This window comes from Amycolatopsis regifaucium (assembly GCF_001613935.1).
Taxonomy (GTDB): domain Bacteria; phylum Actinomycetota; class Actinomycetes; order Mycobacteriales; family Pseudonocardiaceae; genus Amycolatopsis; species Amycolatopsis regifaucium.
Genome location: NZ_LQCI01000034.1, coordinates 1,054,328 through 1,067,922 on the forward strand (window position 1 = coordinate 1,054,328; position 13,595 = coordinate 1,067,922).

Consider the following 13,595-nt stretch of genomic DNA (forward strand, 5'->3'; position numbering starts at 1 on the left):
GCGAAATTGCTGTGCGTATGGCCCCCGGGTATCGGACAATGCCACCCGCTGCCCCTGATGGCCGATTCAGCCGGTGATCGACAAAGCTGAGGGTTAAGTCGAGCATGAGACTTACCGCCATGTAGGGGAATGACAGCCTGGTTACCGTTACGTATGTCCTCTGAAAGCAGCAGTTCCCGCATCCCGGCGGCGGTACTGAGCCGTGCTCCGAAGGTCCTCCTGCACGACCATCTGGACGGCGGCCTGCGGCCTGCCACGGTGGCCGAACTCGCCGACCGGACGGGGTACACCGCCTTGCCCGTCAAGGATCCCGTCGAGCTCGGCCGATGGTTCCGCGAAGCCGCCGACTCCGGCTCGCTCGTCTCGTACCTTGAGACGTTCGCGCATACCTGTGGCGTGATGCAGACCGAGGAAGCGCTGGTCAGAGTGGCCGCCGAGGCGGTGGAAGACCTCGCCGCCGACGGGGTCGTCTACGCCGAGGTGCGGTATGCCCCCGAACTCTTCGTCGAACGAGGGCTTTCACTCGATGCGGTGGTCGAGGCCGTGCAGGCCGGTTTTGAGGAAGGTGAACGGAGAGTGGCCGCCGGAGGCGGTCGGATCCGGATCGGGACGTTGCTCTGCGCGATGCGCCAGCACGCCCGCGCGCTCGAGATCGCGGGCCTCGCCGTCCGCTACCGCGACGCCGGCGTCGTCGGCTTCGACATCGCCGGACCGGAAGACGGATTTCCGCCTACCAGAAATCTCGACGCATTCGAGTTTCTTCGGACGAATAATGCGCATTTCACCATTCATGCCGGGGAGGCGTTCGGGCTTCCGTCCATTTGGGAGGCGATTCAGCATTGCGGCGCCGAGCGCCTCGGTCACGGTGTGCGCATCGTCGAGGACATCAAGATCGACGGTGACGGCACGGTCCATTTGGGACGGTTGGCCGCCTACGTCCGCGATCGCCGGATCCCGCTGGAGATCTGCCCCACGTCCAATGTCCAGACGGGAGCGGCGCGCTCGATCGGCGAGCATCCCATCGGCCTGCTCGCCCGGCTGCGGTTCCGGGTCACGGTCAACACCGACAACCGGCTGATGAGCGGCTGCTCGATGACCAGCGAATTCGCCGCGCTGGCCGAGGCGTTCGGCTTCGGCCTGGCCGATCTGGAGTGGTTCACCATCAATGCGATGAAATCCGCGTTCCTCGATTTCGACCACCGGCTCGACGTCATCAACACGGTCATCAAGCCCGGGTATGCCGCCTTGCGTTCGTTAGCATAGCCAACTATATTCCACTATATAGGAGAGATTTCCCAAATGGTGGAACGGTGGCGGAGATGACGCAGGTCGCGAACGTGGGGATCGGCGGAAAACGACGCTGGCTCATTCTCGCGCTCGGTCTCGCCGCACAGACCGCGAGCTGTTCGTTCCTCTACGGGATCCCGTTCCTGGTGCCGTCCATGCAGCGTGCGGAGGGGCTCACGCTGGCCGAGGCGGGAACGGTGGTGGCGGCACCGAGTCTTGGCCTGCTGTTCACCTTGATCCTGTGGGGTGGGGCCGCGGACCGTTACGGAGAGCGTTTGGTCATCGCGCTAGGGCTGGGCGCATCGGGATTACTCCTCGTATACGCGGCCATCGGCGATCACTCGCTCGGGTTGCTCTTTGGGGTCTTCCTGCTCGCCGGCGCGTGCACCGCGTCAGTGAACGCCGCGAGCGGCCGGGCCGTCCTCGGCTGGTTCGGCCCGGCCGAACGCGGCTTCGCGATGGGCGTCCGCCAGACGGCCCAGCCGCTCGGTGTGGGAGTCGCCGCGTTCGGCCTCCCGCCGCTCGCGGACCGCTGGGGTTTCCAGGTTTCCCTTCTGCTACCCGCGCTGGCCGCGATCGTGGTCGCGCTGCTCGTCGCCTGGCTCCTGGTCGATCCGCCGCGCCCGGAGACCGGATCGGCGCCCGGCGAGAAGCCGTCGTCGCCGTACCGGAAGCCGGCGTTGTGGCGGGTCCACGGCGCGAGCGCGCTGCTCGTCGTCCCGCAATTCACGGTCTCCGCGTTCACGCCCGTGTACCTGGTGACCATGCACCACTGGACGGCCGCGTCGGCAGGCTTGTTCGTCGGTGGCGTCCAGATCCTCGGCGCGCTGGGCAGGCTCGCGTCGGGCTACTGGTCCGACCGTGTCGGCAGCAGGCTGCGGCCGATGCGGCAGCTGGCCGTTTCGAGCGCCGCGGTGATGCTGCTGGTCGCGCTCGGGGACGCGACGTGGCCGTGGCTGGTGCTGCTCGCGCTCGTACTGGCCGCCGTGATCACCGTGTCCGACAACGGGCTCGGGTTCACCGCTTCGGCGGAGATGGCGGGGCTCGCGTGGGCCGGGCGGGCGATGGGCACCCAGAACACCGGCCAGAACATCGCCGCCGCGCTGACCCCGCCGATGCTCGGCCTCGTGATCGGCGACTCGCGGTACGCGCTGGCCTTCTGCGTGGCGGCGGTCTTCCCGGCCCTCGCGATCGCCCTCGTGCCTGTCAAGCAGGAGAAGCCCCAAGTGCTATGAAAGGCCCCTTCATTGCAAAATTTGCAATGAAGGGGCCTTTCATAGCGTCCCGCGGGGAGGGTCAGGCGACCGTCAGGCGGTTCTCGAAGGTCTCGACGAGCTTGCGCCACTCGGACTGCTCCGCGTCGAACGGGGCACTCGGCTCGAGGCGCGAGGGGTCCGGCCGCAGCACGAACGACACCAGCCAGCCGAGGCTCTCGTTGGTGGCCAGCGCGGTTTCGACGCTGTCGTCTTCGGCCCACTCGGCGGCGTCGGTGATCAGCTCGACGGCCAGCTCCAGCTGGGTCGGGTCGATCGCCTCCGGGCCCTCGGCGATGTCGTCGGCGATACCGGTCAGCACGTAGGTGTTCTCGGTGTCGACATCGATTTCGAGCTCGCCCGCGACGGCCTTCGTGGCCACCTCGTCCCAAGTGGACACTTGGGCGAGGTCGTTGCCTGCCAGGTCCTTGCCGTCCGCGATCGCGCGGATGAGCGCCTTCTCGGAGGTGAAGACGTCGATCTCGCCTTCGCTGCCGAAGAAGATCGGCTTGTCGTCGAGGTAGCAGCGCAGCGTGTAGTACTCCGCGCCGGAGGTGATGATCTTGATCGGGTCGATGCCGACCTCGCCCCAGAAACCGACGGGCTCGTCGTCTTCCTCGTCCTCGTCCTCGTCGACGGCTTCGAGATCCTCGTCGTCACCGGCGGCGGCTTCGGCCTCGGCGGACTCCGCGAGGAAGGTCGCGAGTTCCTCCGCCGTCTGCTCCAGCACCTTCTCGTCGACGTCGGGAGCGGTCACCAGACCGTCGATCGCGTCGAGCACGGTGTCCCACTTCTCGGAGACCGCCTCCGACAGGTCCGCCCACAGCCGCTCGCCGTCGCGGCCGGTGAAGGGCAGCGTGCCCTGGTCCAGCAGCGAGAAGCTCTCGTGCGCGTCGAGGACCTCGTGGACCTCTTCGAGTTCGCACACGTCCGCGAGCGAACGCACGATGCCGATGATCTCGGCCAGCTCGCCGATCGTCCACTGGTCCGGCTTCTCGGCCACCAGCTCCGGGACACCGACCAGGTCGAAGGTGTGGTCGTCGTCCGGGATCAGCTCAGGCACGTTCAGCGCCGGCACGACCTCCCACGCGGGGTGGTCGAGCAGGTCGTGCTGCTCCGAAGTCCGCACGAACGCGGCGAGATGCGCGGCGTCGGGGAAGGCGTACAGGTCTTCCTCGTCGCCGAGGAAGGCTTCCCACTCCTCGCCGTCTTCCCGCCAGCGCGGCGCCCAGAGAGTGACGACGTCACCCTGAGGCAGGCCGAGTTCGATCGGGATGATGTCCTGTGCCATTCCTAAGCCCTCTCGGATTACCGCCTGTGTGCGCGCGACCGGGCGATGCTTGCCCGATTGGATGCGCGGTACCGCGAAGCCTACGGGTTTCCGGCGGAGGGCGCGATCACCCCTGGGCAAGAAGCGACCAACGGATGGCACGATAGGTCCTCTGATGACTCTTACAGACCTCCTGCCCGCGGATCCCGACCCCGACTCGCTGTTCGAAGCCTTCTCCACCTGGACGGCCGAGCGCGGGCTCGAGCTGTACCCGGCGCAGGAGGAGGCCATCATCGAAGTGGTCTCCGGCGCGAACCTGATCCTGTCGACACCGACGGGTTCGGGAAAGAGCCTGGTCGCCGTCGGCGCCCACTTCACCGCGCTCGCGCACGGCCGCCGCAGCTACTACACGGCGCCGATCAAGGCGCTGGTCTCGGAGAAGTTCTTCCAGCTCATCGAGATCTTCGGCGCGGAAAACGTCGGCATGATGACCGGCGATTCGAGCGTCAACGCCGAGGCGCCGATCATCTGCTGCACGGCGGAAATCCTGGCGAACATGGCGTTGCGGTTCGGTGCCGACGCGCCGGTCGGCCAGGTCGTCGCCGACGAATTCCACTTCTACTCGGAGCCGGATCGCGGCTGGGCGTGGCAGGTGCCGCTGCTGGAACTGGGAGGCGCGCAGTTCGTGCTGATGTCGGCGACGCTCGGCGACGTCTCGTTCTTCGAAAAAGATCTCACCCGCCGGACCGGTCGTCCGACCGCGGTGGTCACCTCGGCGCAGCGGCCGGTGCCGCTCACCTTCCGCTACGCGCTGACGCCGTTGCACGAGACGATGTCCGAGCTGCTCCACGGTGGCCAGTCGCCGGTCTACGTCGTGCACTTCTCGCAGGCCGCCGCGATCGAGCGCGCGCAGACGCTGATGAGCATCAACGTCACCACCAAGGCGGAGAAGGAGGCCATCGCCGAGATGCTCGGCGACTTCCGCTTCGCCGCCGGGTTCGGGAAGACCCTCTCGCGGCTGGTCCGGCACGGCATCGGCGTGCACCACGCCGGCATGCTGCCGAAGTACCGGCGCCTGGTCGAGCAGCTCGCGCAAGCCGGACTGCTGAAAGTGATCTGCGGGACCGACACCCTGGGCGTCGGCATCAACGTACCAATCCGCACGGTGGTCTTTTCCGCGCTGACGAAGTACGACGGTGTGCGGCAGCGGCATCTCAAGGCGCGTGAGTTCCACCAGATCGCCGGTCGCGCGGGCCGCGCGGGCTACGACACCGACGGCTACGTCGTCGTGCAGGCGCCGGACCACGTCGTCGAAAACGCCAAAGCGCTGGAGAAGGCGGGCGACGATCCCAAGAAGAAAAAGAAGATCGTCCGCAAGAAGGCGCCGGAGGGCTTCGTCAACTGGACGGAGAGCACCTTCGACCGGCTGATCGCGGCCGAGCCCGAACCACTCACATCGAGTTTCCAGGTCAGCCACTCGATGCTGCTGAACGTCATTTCCCGGCCGGGCAACGCGTTCGACTCGATGCGGCATCTGCTGGAGGACAACCATTCCGACCGTGCGACCCAGCGGAAGCTGATCCTGCGCGCCATCGCGATCTACCGCGCCCTGCTCGCGGCGGGGGTCGTGGAGCGGCTCGACGAACCCGACGAGCAGGGCCGGATCGTGCGGCTCACCGTCGACCTGCAGTTCGATTTCGCGCTGAACCAGCCGCTTTCGCCGTTCGCGCTGGCCGCGATCGAACTGCTCGACGTCGAGTCGCCGTCCTATCCGCTCGACGTCGTGTCTATTGTAGAATCCACAGTGGACAACCCGAGGCCGGTCCTTTCGCAGCAGCAGTTCAAGGCGCGCGGCGAGGCCGTGCAGGCGATGAAGGCCGAGGGCATCGAATACGACGAGCGGATGGAACTGCTCGAAAACGTCACCTATCCGAAGCCGCTGGAGGAGCTGCTGGAGGCGGCGTATTCCCGCTATCGGCAAGGGCATCCGTGGGTCGACGACTACGAACTGAAGCCCAAGTCCGTCGTGCGCGACATGTACGAGCGCGCGATGAACTTCGTGGAGTACATCGGTTTCTACCAGCTCGCCCGTTCGGAAGGGCTGGTGCTGCGGTACCTCACCGACACCTACGACTCACTCCGGCACACGGTCCCCGACGAGGCCAAGACCGAGGGGTTGCAGGACCTCATCGAATGGCTGGGGGAGCTGGTGCGCCAGGTCGACTCCAGCCTCCTCGACGAGTGGGAAGCCTTGCGGCATCCCGAAGAGGGCGGTCCGGTTTCGACCCGGCCGCCGTCGGAGCCGCCCGCGGTCACGCGGAACGAGCGCGCCTTCCGGGTACTCGTGCGGAACGAGCTGTTCCGCCGGGTCGAGCTCGCTTCCCGGCGTGCCTACGGGACGCTCGGGGAACTCGACGCCGCGTCGGGCTGGGACGCGGACGCGTGGGAAGACGCCATCGAGGACTACTTCGACGAGCACGAAACCCTCGGCATCGGCCCGGACGCGCGTGGTCCCCAGCTGCTGATCATCGAGAAGGAGGCGGAGATTTGGCGGGTGCGGCAGATCTTCGACGATCCGGCGGGTGATCACGACTGGGGCATCAGCGCCGAGGTCGACCTGGCGGCGTCGGACGAGGCGGGGTTCGCGGTCATCCGGATCACCGCTGTCGACCGGCTCTGAGGTCCGGCCGGCGCAAGGAAAGGCTCTTTCCTTGCGAAATTCGCCAGGAAAGGACCTTTCATAGCGCCGGTGCCGGGACCTCGGCCGGGGTGGGGCGAAGCTGACGACGGCGCCGGACCAGCTGAACGATCAGCACGATCAGCGAGAGCGCGGGCAACGGGAAACCGAGGAGCAGGCCGGCCGTGATGTCGGCGAGCGGAGCGGCGACGGCGGCGACGAACACCCACGTCGGCGCCGTCGGCAACTTCCCGCCGGAGCGGGCCTTGCCCCACGGTTTCGCGATCGAGAGCCACGCCTGGAACGCGATCGCGCTCGCCATCAACGCGGTCCCGGCCACCAGCGCCACCGGAGCCTGCTCGCCGGTCCGCGCCGCCGCCACGGAGTCCTGCAAAGCGCCGGACAGCAGGAAGATCCCGGCGTAGAGCTGGACGAGCGTGATCACGAACTTCGCCAGCACCCACCAATGCCGGGTGAACCCCCAGGCCGTCCCCGCGGCGAGCATGAAGCCGGTGAAGGCCGACGCGTTGGCGAGCGGGGCCAGCAGGAGGGTGTCGATCTCGTGCGCCATCGACGTCGCGGCGACGCGGATCTCGCCGTCTTCGGTCGCCCGGCTGATCGCCAACAGGGTGAACAGGGCCAAGGCCTGTCCCATCCAGCCCACCGACGTGACGACGTGCAGCCACACGGTCATCCGGCGCCATCGTTGCTTTCTCACGCCGCACAGGTTCGCCCGCGCACCCACCCCGGCGCATCGGGGACGACCCTGAAATCACACCGGAAGGGGCGGGAAGCAGGCTTGGGCGTCGTGGCCGTCGAACCACAGCCCGACCATGAACGCCATCGTCGCCTCCATGAGCTTCGCCCGGTCGAGCCCGCCGGCGTTCAGTGGCGTGCACCCGAGGTCGCGGACCAGTGAACTCACCGTGGCGACCGCTTCCGGCGAGCCGCAGATCGGCACGGCGAGCGGACGGCCGCCGAACACCGGCGGAGTCATCCGCCAGACGTCCACGGCGCACAGGTTGAACGCCTTGACCACGTGCGCGTCCTTCGCCGAGAGCGCGATCCCGGCGGCTTGGTCGGGGACCGTGAGCCGGGCGCCGGGACCGACCGCGTTGGTGCAGTCGATCAGTACCTTCCCGCTGAGATCCCCCGCCGCGGCCACGACTTCGGCTACCGACGCGGCGGGGACGGCGAGGAGGATCACCTCACTCGTGCGAGCGATTTCGGACCAGGTTCCCACTTTCGGGGAGATCTCGGCCGCCTTGGCCTGGTCGCGGGCGGCGACCATCACCTCGTGCCCGGCGGCGGCCCACTGGCCACCGAGTGCCGCCGCCATCCCGCCCGCGCCGAAAATGCCGATACGCATGTCTTGCTCCTTAAGATCGAGGACAAGCACGACCGTAGAAAACGGCGCGGATACCAAGTGGTTACCGGAGGTCCCATGAACGACGTCTTCCTCGCGGACTGCCGCGCCCGGCTCGCCTTCGACCTGATGGCGAACACGTGGAACCCGGTCGTGCTCTGGGCCTTGCGGGACGGCGCCCTGCGGCCCGCCGAGTTGCGACGACGGCTGGGCGGGATCTCGACGAAGGTGCTCACCGAAACGGTCCGGCGGCTGGAGTTCAACGGCCTGGTCAGCAGGCGTGACTGCGGGCGGACGGCGAAGGTCGAGTACTCGCTTACGGACCTCGGGGCCAGCCTCCTGGGGCCGATCGAGGCCTTCGGGGAGTGGGCGTACCGGCACGGTGACGACGTCCTGGCGGCGCAGGACAAAGCCGTGGGTCCCGTGAGTGGCGATAAGGGTTAGTGCGGGACTTCTTTCAGGTACCTACTCGTGGCCTGCGGCCTTGCTCGGACTTGCGCGAGGGTGGTGGTAACCGAAGACGAGTCCCTCAAGGGCTAAGCGGGCGGGCGGGCCTCCGCCAGCTTGAGCAGCGGGAGCGCGGCGGCGGCATCGGTGATCAGCGTCGAGACCATGCCGGAGCGGAGCACGGCGTCTATCGCTTCGGCCTTCGGTTCGGTGTAGCCCAGCGCGATCACCTCGGGAACGGCCAGTAGCTCCTCGGCGCTGATGGCCAGGACGTGGTGGGCCAGTCCGGTGGACATCGGGGTGCCGTCGGCGTCGAAGAGCCGCGCGGACACTTCGGCTTTGGCGCCGCGTTTCGCTATGGCACCGCGCTCGGCTTCGTCGAGCGCGTCGTAGACCGTCGACTCCTCGGGTTTCCACGCGCCGATGCTGACGACCGCCTTGGTCAGGTTCTTGAACTGCCCGAAGGTCTCCGCGATCCCTGGCTGGCGTCGCAACGTCTCGGTGGTGCGGCGGTCGGGGAGGACGAGCGGGCCGAAGATCGGGTACGCCTGTCCGCCGGAGACGGAGGCGACCCGGCTGACCGTCTCCACCGACCGGTCCCGCATGTCCATCCCCGCCTGGACCCCGCACAGTTGCACGACCGGACAGCGCGGCAGCGACTTGATGGCGTCGGTCATCGCGTTCACGGAACGCGCCCAGGACAGGCCGAGGACGTCGCCCGGAGTGATGATTTCGGTCAGGAGCCGGGCGGCGAGGGTTCCGATCTTCCGCCGGGCCACTTCGCGAGACTCCGGCTCCGGCGCTCGTTCGAGCACGAGTACCCGGTCCAGCCGGTACGCGGTGCGGATCTTCTCGGACAACACCAGATCCACCGGCGCGGGCAGGTGGTACTCGAACTTGACGATGCCGCTTTCCCTGGCCGCGTCGAGCATCCGGGCGACCTTGAAGCGGCTGATGCCGAACTCGTCGGCGATCTCGAGTTTCGACGCGCCCTGGTCGTAGAACCGCCGGGCCACCGCGGCCAGGCGCAACGACTCCACCAGGCCGGGATCCTGCTTCTTACCGCTCATATGAGCACTATAACGCGAAATCTCAGCGAAAGGTTGACGTAACACCAGGGAAAAGTTCACCATGCCTGAACATGCAGTCTGAAGCATAGGCCCATCCCGCTCATCTGAGCGGAGAAGAGGAGCTGGCATGCGTGCCGCGATCGTGGACAAGCCCGGGGAGATCAGGGTCGGCGAGGTACCCGATCCGAAACCGGGGGATCGCCAGGTCGTCGTCAAGGTCGGTGCCTGCGGGATCTGCGGTACCGACCTCCACATCGCCGACGGGCACTTCCCGCCCACGCCGTATCCGATCGTCCCCGGCCACGAGTTCGCCGGCGAAATCGTCGAACTCGGCGCGGACGTGCCTGGTGGCTGGCGGATCGGCGACCGGGTCGCCGTCGATCCGTCACTGTTCTGCGGTTACTGCAAGCCTTGCCGGTCCGGTCGCGGCAACCTCTGCGAGAACTGGAACGCGACCGGGGACACCGTGAACGGCGCTTTCGCCGAATACGTCGCCGTTCCCTCCGCCAACTGCTACCGGATGCCGGACACGATGACCTGGGAACAGGGCGCGTTGGTCGAACCGGTTTCCTGCGCCGTCCACGGGGTGCGCCGGATCGGTGTGGAGGCGGGGGAGCGGTTCCTCGTCGTCGGCGCGGGCACGATGGGGCTGATCATGCAGCAATTGCTGCAGCGGGCGGGTGCCCACGTCACGGTGGTCGATCGCAACACCTCACGGCTCGGCCGGGCCATGGACCTCGGCGCGGTCGCCGTCGCGGGTGACGTGAAGGACCTGGACGACGAGAAGTTCGACGCCGCGGCGGACTGCACCGGCGCCGCGCCCGCCATCGAAGCCGCTTTCGACTCGCTTCAGCGCGGAGGCCGTCTACTGGTCTTCGGGGTCGCGCCCGCCGAAGCACGCGTCGCGCTTTCGCCGTTCAGAATCTACAACGACGAGATCACCGTCGTCGGCTCGATGGCCGTCATGAACAGCTACGGCGCCGCGCTCGACCTCGTCGCCGACGGCGCCATCGACACCGGCGCGCTCCTGACCGACACCCTGCCGCTGGAGCGGTACCCCGACGCGCTCGCCCTCATGCGCAGCGGTGCCGGACTGAAGGTCCAGGTGCTACCGGGAGGCGAAAGTGCGTAAAGCAGCCGCTCTGCTCGCGGTTCTTTTGCTGACCCTGACCGCATGCGCCGGGGCGGGCGCGCTCGGGAACGGTGACCGGACGCTCGTCGTCGCGATCGTCGCGAACCCGCAGATGAAGGACGCCATCGCCCTCTCCGGGGAGTTCGAGAAGGCGAATCCCGGCATCACCCTCAAATTCGTGTCACTGCCGGAAAACCAGGCCCGCGCGAAGATCACCGCGTCGACGGCCACCGAAGGCGGCGAGTTCGACGTCGTCATGATCAGCAACTACGAGGCGCCGCAGTGGGCCGCGAACGGCTGGCTCGAAAATCTCGAACCGCATATCGCGGCGAATCCCTCGTACGACTCGGCCGACTTCATCCCCAGTATCAAGGAATCCCTGTCGCACAACGGTTCCCTTTACGCGCTGCCGTTCTACGGCGAATCGTCGTTCCTGGCCTACCGCAAGGATCTGTTCGAACAGGCCGGCCTCACGATGCCCGCCAGGCCGACGTGGTCGCAGATCGCGGAGTTCGCGGCGAAACTCGACGACAAGGCGAAGGGGGTCGCGGGGATCTGCCTGCGCGGCAAGCCGGGTTGGGGCGAGAGCCTCGCGCCGTTCACCACGGTCGCCAACACCTTCGGCGCTCAATGGTTCGACGAGGACTGGAACGCGAAGCTGGACAGTCCGGAGTTCAAGGCCGCCGCGGAGTTCTACGTGAACCTGGTACGGCAGCACGGTGAGGTCGGCGCGTCCAGCGCGGGCTTCTCCGAATGCGGCACGCGGTACACCCAGGGCCAGGCCGCGATGTGGTACGACGCGACGGTCATGGCGGGTACGAACGAGGACCCGTCGGCCAGCAAGGTCGTCGGGAAGTCCGGTTACGCCCCGGCCCCGGTGGAGAAGACGCAGGCGAGCGGCTGGCTCTACACCTGGGCGCTGGCGATCCCCAAGGTCGCCAAAGACAAGGACGCCGCCTTCAAGTTCATGTCCTGGATGACGGACAAGGCCTACGTGCGGCGGGTCGCCCAGGAGTTCGGCGACTGGAACCGCGTCCCGCCGGGTGTGCGGAAGTCGACCTACGACATCCCGCAGTACCGCGAAGCCGCCAAGGCGTACGCGCAGCCGACGCTGGACGGGATCGCGGACGCCGACCAGCGGAAGGCGATGGCGAATCCGGTGCCCTACCCCGGAATCCAGTTCGTCGGCATCCCGGAGTTCCAGGATCTCGGTACTCGCGTGAGCCAGCAGCTTTCGGCGGCGATCGCGGGACAGATCACCGTGGACGAAGCCTTGAAGCAGGCGCAGGAGTACGCGCAGACCGTCGGCAAGTCGTATCAGGAGGTGCGGTGATGGCCACGCTCTCCGCTCCTGCCCGCACCGAGCCCGCCCACGCCAAGACGGCGGCTCCGAAGCGCGGTACCGATACGCCGTTCAAACGACGGCTGCCGCTGTTGCCCGCCTTGCTGTTCGTCGTCGCGGTGACTCAGTTGCCGTTCCTGCTGACGGTGTTCTACTCGTTCCAGTCGTGGAACCTGGTGCGGCCCGGCTCACGGCATTTCGTCGGATTGCGGAACTACATCGACGTCTTCGCCGATTCGACGTTCCTCGGGGCGTTGCTGAACACCGTCGTGCTCACGGTCGTCTGTGTCTTCTTCTCGCTGCTGCTCGGTCTGGGGCTGGCGATCCTGCTGGACCGCAAGTTCCTCGGCCGAGGGGTGGTCCGGACGTTGCTGATCACGCCGTTCCTCATCCTGCCCGCGGCGGGCGCGCTGCTGTGGAAGACGACCATGTTCGACCCGACGTACGGCCTGCTGCATTTCGTGTTCGGCACGGACGTCGACTGGCTTTCGGAGTTCCCGCTCGCGGCGGTGATGGCACAGGTGGTCTGGCAGTGGACGCCGTTCATGATGCTGCTGATCCTGGCCGGGCTGCAGAGCCAGCCCAAGGACGTGCTGGAGGCCGCGGCCGTCGACGGGGCGGGCCGCTGGCGGACGTTCACCTCGATCACGTTGCCGCATCTGAGCCGGTTCCTGCAGCTGGCGACCCTGCTGGGGGCGATCTACATCGTGAACAGCTTCGACGCGATCTTCCTGATGACACAGGGCGGTCCGGGCACGGCGAGCACGAACCTGCCCTTCTACATCTATCAGCGCGCGTTCCAAGGTTTCGACATCGGGCAGTCGTCCGCGATGGGCGTCATCGTCGTGATCCTGACGATGATCGTCGCGACCTTCGCGCTGCGGCTGATGTTCCGCACGTTCTCGGTCCAGGGAGGCGTGAAATGAAAAGCCGCTTCGGCCCGGGCGCGCTGACGGTCACGACGTGGGTGATCGCGATCCTGTTCGTGTTCCCGCTGCTGTGGATGATCCTCACGGCCTTCAAACAGGAGGCCGACGCCTACACCGATCCGCCACGCCTGTTCTTCACCCCGACGCTCGACCAGTTCGCCGGCGTCCTCGAACGCGGATTTCTGCCGTACCTCTCGAACTCCGCGTTCGTGACCATCGTGTCGACGGTGTTCGTGCTGCTGCTGGGCATCCCGGCGGCGTACGCGCTCTCGCTGGCGCCGGTGAAGGGGACGAGCAACGCGCTCGGCTTCTTCCTGTCGACGAAGATGCTGCCGATCGTGGCGGCGATCATCCCGCTCTACGTGATCTCGCAGAACACGCGGCTGCTCGACAACGTCTGGGCGCTGATCATCCTGTACACCTCGATGAACCTGCCGCTGGCCATCTGGATGATGCGGTCGTTCTTCCTCGAAGTGCCGCACGAGATGATCGAAGCCGCCCGGATCGACGGCGCGACCCTGCCGGTGCTGCTGCGGAAGATCATCATGCCGGTCGTCGCGCCGGGGGTGGCCGCGACCGCGCTGATCTGCGTGATCTTCTCGTGGACCGAATTCTTCTACTCGGTCAACCTCACCGCCGCGAGGGCGGGGACCGTTCCGGTGTTCCTGGTCGGGTTCATCACCAGCGAAGGGCTGTACTGGGCGCAGCTGTCCGCCGCCGCCCTGCTCGCGTCGCTGCCGGTGATGATCGTCGGGTGGATCGCGCAGAACCACCTCGTCCGCGGCCTGTCCATGGGCGCGGTCAAGTAGCCCGGGACAACGG

General features: G+C 67.2%; 12 protein-coding genes. 8 read left to right on the plus strand and 4 right to left on the minus strand.

Features of this window, described 5'->3' with window-relative positions; all coding sequences use genetic code 11:
• Positions 1-153 precede the first annotated feature (153 nt).
• Complete coding sequence (locus AVL48_RS28960; RefSeq protein WP_061983464.1) at positions 154-1,263, plus strand: adenosine deaminase; 1,110 nt, start codon at positions 154-156, stop codon at positions 1,261-1,263.
• 56 nt (positions 1,264-1,319) lie between these two features.
• A complete protein-coding gene (locus AVL48_RS28965) occupies positions 1,320-2,522 on the plus strand; it encodes an MFS transporter (RefSeq protein WP_061983465.1) in 1,203 nt (400 codons plus the stop codon).
• 61 nt (positions 2,523-2,583) lie between these two features.
• On the opposite strand, the gene AVL48_RS28970 is transcribed toward AVL48_RS28965, so the two are convergent.
• Positions 2,584-3,831 carry a hypothetical protein gene (locus AVL48_RS28970; RefSeq protein ID WP_061983466.1) on the minus strand — a complete coding sequence of 416 codons (1,248 nt, stop codon included), beginning with the start codon at positions 3,829-3,831 and terminating at the stop codon, positions 2,584-2,586.
• Between the two features lie 154 nt (positions 3,832-3,985).
• Between AVL48_RS28970 and AVL48_RS28975 the strand changes: the two genes are divergently transcribed.
• Positions 3,986-6,490 (plus strand): DEAD/DEAH box helicase, encoded by a 2,505-nt coding sequence (locus AVL48_RS28975; protein WP_061983467.1) that lies wholly within the window; start codon positions 3,986-3,988, stop codon positions 6,488-6,490.
• Positions 6,491-6,548: 58 nt separating this feature from the next.
• Here AVL48_RS28975 and AVL48_RS28980 read toward each other — a convergent pair whose 3' ends face one another.
• Complete coding sequence (locus AVL48_RS28980; RefSeq protein ID WP_143104645.1) at positions 6,549-7,205, minus strand: hypothetical protein; 657 nt, start codon at positions 7,203-7,205, stop codon at positions 6,549-6,551.
• 54 nt (positions 7,206-7,259) lie between these two features.
• Complete coding sequence (locus tag AVL48_RS28985; protein ID WP_425266113.1) at positions 7,260-7,886, minus strand: NADPH-dependent F420 reductase; 627 nt, start codon at positions 7,884-7,886, stop codon at positions 7,260-7,262.
• Between the two features lie 45 nt (positions 7,887-7,931).
• Between AVL48_RS28985 and AVL48_RS28990 the strand changes: the two genes are divergently transcribed.
• Positions 7,932-8,297: a winged helix-turn-helix transcriptional regulator gene (locus AVL48_RS28990; protein ID WP_061983470.1), complete on the plus strand. Its 366-nt coding sequence runs from the start codon at positions 7,932-7,934 to the stop codon at positions 8,295-8,297.
• Between the two features lie 92 nt (positions 8,298-8,389).
• Here AVL48_RS28990 and AVL48_RS28995 read toward each other — a convergent pair whose 3' ends face one another.
• Complete coding sequence (locus AVL48_RS28995; RefSeq protein ID WP_061983471.1) at positions 8,390-9,370, minus strand: sugar-binding transcriptional regulator; 981 nt, start codon at positions 9,368-9,370, stop codon at positions 8,390-8,392.
• Between the two features lie 127 nt (positions 9,371-9,497).
• Here AVL48_RS28995 and AVL48_RS29000 point away from each other — a divergent pair, with 127 nt between their 5' ends.
• The 4 genes from AVL48_RS29000 to AVL48_RS29015 are packed head-to-tail and all read left to right on the plus strand — an operon-like array spanning position 9,498 to position 13,582.
• The gene (locus AVL48_RS29000) at positions 9,498-10,502 is read left to right on the plus strand and encodes a zinc-dependent alcohol dehydrogenase family protein (RefSeq protein ID WP_061983472.1); all 1,005 of its coding nucleotides are present in this window, start codon (positions 9,498-9,500) and stop codon (positions 10,500-10,502) included.
• Positions 10,495-11,835 carry an ABC transporter substrate-binding protein gene (locus AVL48_RS29005; protein WP_061983473.1) on the plus strand — a complete coding sequence of 447 codons (1,341 nt, stop codon included), beginning with the start codon at positions 10,495-10,497 and terminating at the stop codon, positions 11,833-11,835. Before AVL48_RS29000 ends, AVL48_RS29005 begins: the two co-directional genes overlap by 8 nt.
• Entirely contained in the window at positions 11,835-12,770 is a 936-nt protein-coding gene (locus AVL48_RS29010) for a carbohydrate ABC transporter permease (protein WP_061983474.1), read from the plus strand. Before AVL48_RS29005 ends, AVL48_RS29010 begins: the two co-directional genes overlap by 1 nt.
• Complete coding sequence (locus AVL48_RS29015; protein ID WP_061983475.1) at positions 12,767-13,582, plus strand: carbohydrate ABC transporter permease; 816 nt, start codon at positions 12,767-12,769, stop codon at positions 13,580-13,582. Before AVL48_RS29010 ends, AVL48_RS29015 begins: the two co-directional genes overlap by 4 nt.
• Positions 13,583-13,595 lie beyond the last annotated feature (13 nt).

What these genes read in the sequence shown, in the direction of transcription:
- AVL48_RS28960 (WP_061983464.1), top strand. Translation starts at nt 154, where the DNA reads ATGTCCTCTGAAAGCAGCAGTTCCCGCATCCCGGCGGCGGTACTGAGC.
- AVL48_RS28965 (WP_061983465.1), top strand. Translation starts at nt 1,320, where the DNA reads ATGACGCAGGTCGCGAACGTGGGGATCGGCGGAAAACGACGCTGGCTC.
- AVL48_RS28970 (WP_061983466.1), bottom strand. Translation starts at nt 3,831, where the DNA reads ATGGCACAGGACATCATCCCGATCGAACTCGGCCTGCCTCAGGGTGAC.
- AVL48_RS28975 (WP_061983467.1), top strand. Translation starts at nt 3,986, where the DNA reads ATGACTCTTACAGACCTCCTGCCCGCGGATCCCGACCCCGACTCGCTG.
- AVL48_RS28990 (WP_061983470.1), top strand. Translation starts at nt 7,932, where the DNA reads ATGAACGACGTCTTCCTCGCGGACTGCCGCGCCCGGCTCGCCTTCGAC.
- AVL48_RS28995 (WP_061983471.1), bottom strand. Translation starts at nt 9,370, where the DNA reads ATGAGCGGTAAGAAGCAGGATCCCGGCCTGGTGGAGTCGTTGCGCCTG.
- AVL48_RS29000 (WP_061983472.1), top strand. Translation starts at nt 9,498, where the DNA reads ATGCGTGCCGCGATCGTGGACAAGCCCGGGGAGATCAGGGTCGGCGAG.
- AVL48_RS29010 (WP_061983474.1), top strand. Translation starts at nt 11,835, where the DNA reads ATGGCCACGCTCTCCGCTCCTGCCCGCACCGAGCCCGCCCACGCCAAG.
- AVL48_RS29015 (WP_061983475.1), top strand. Translation starts at nt 12,767, where the DNA reads ATGAAAAGCCGCTTCGGCCCGGGCGCGCTGACGGTCACGACGTGGGTG.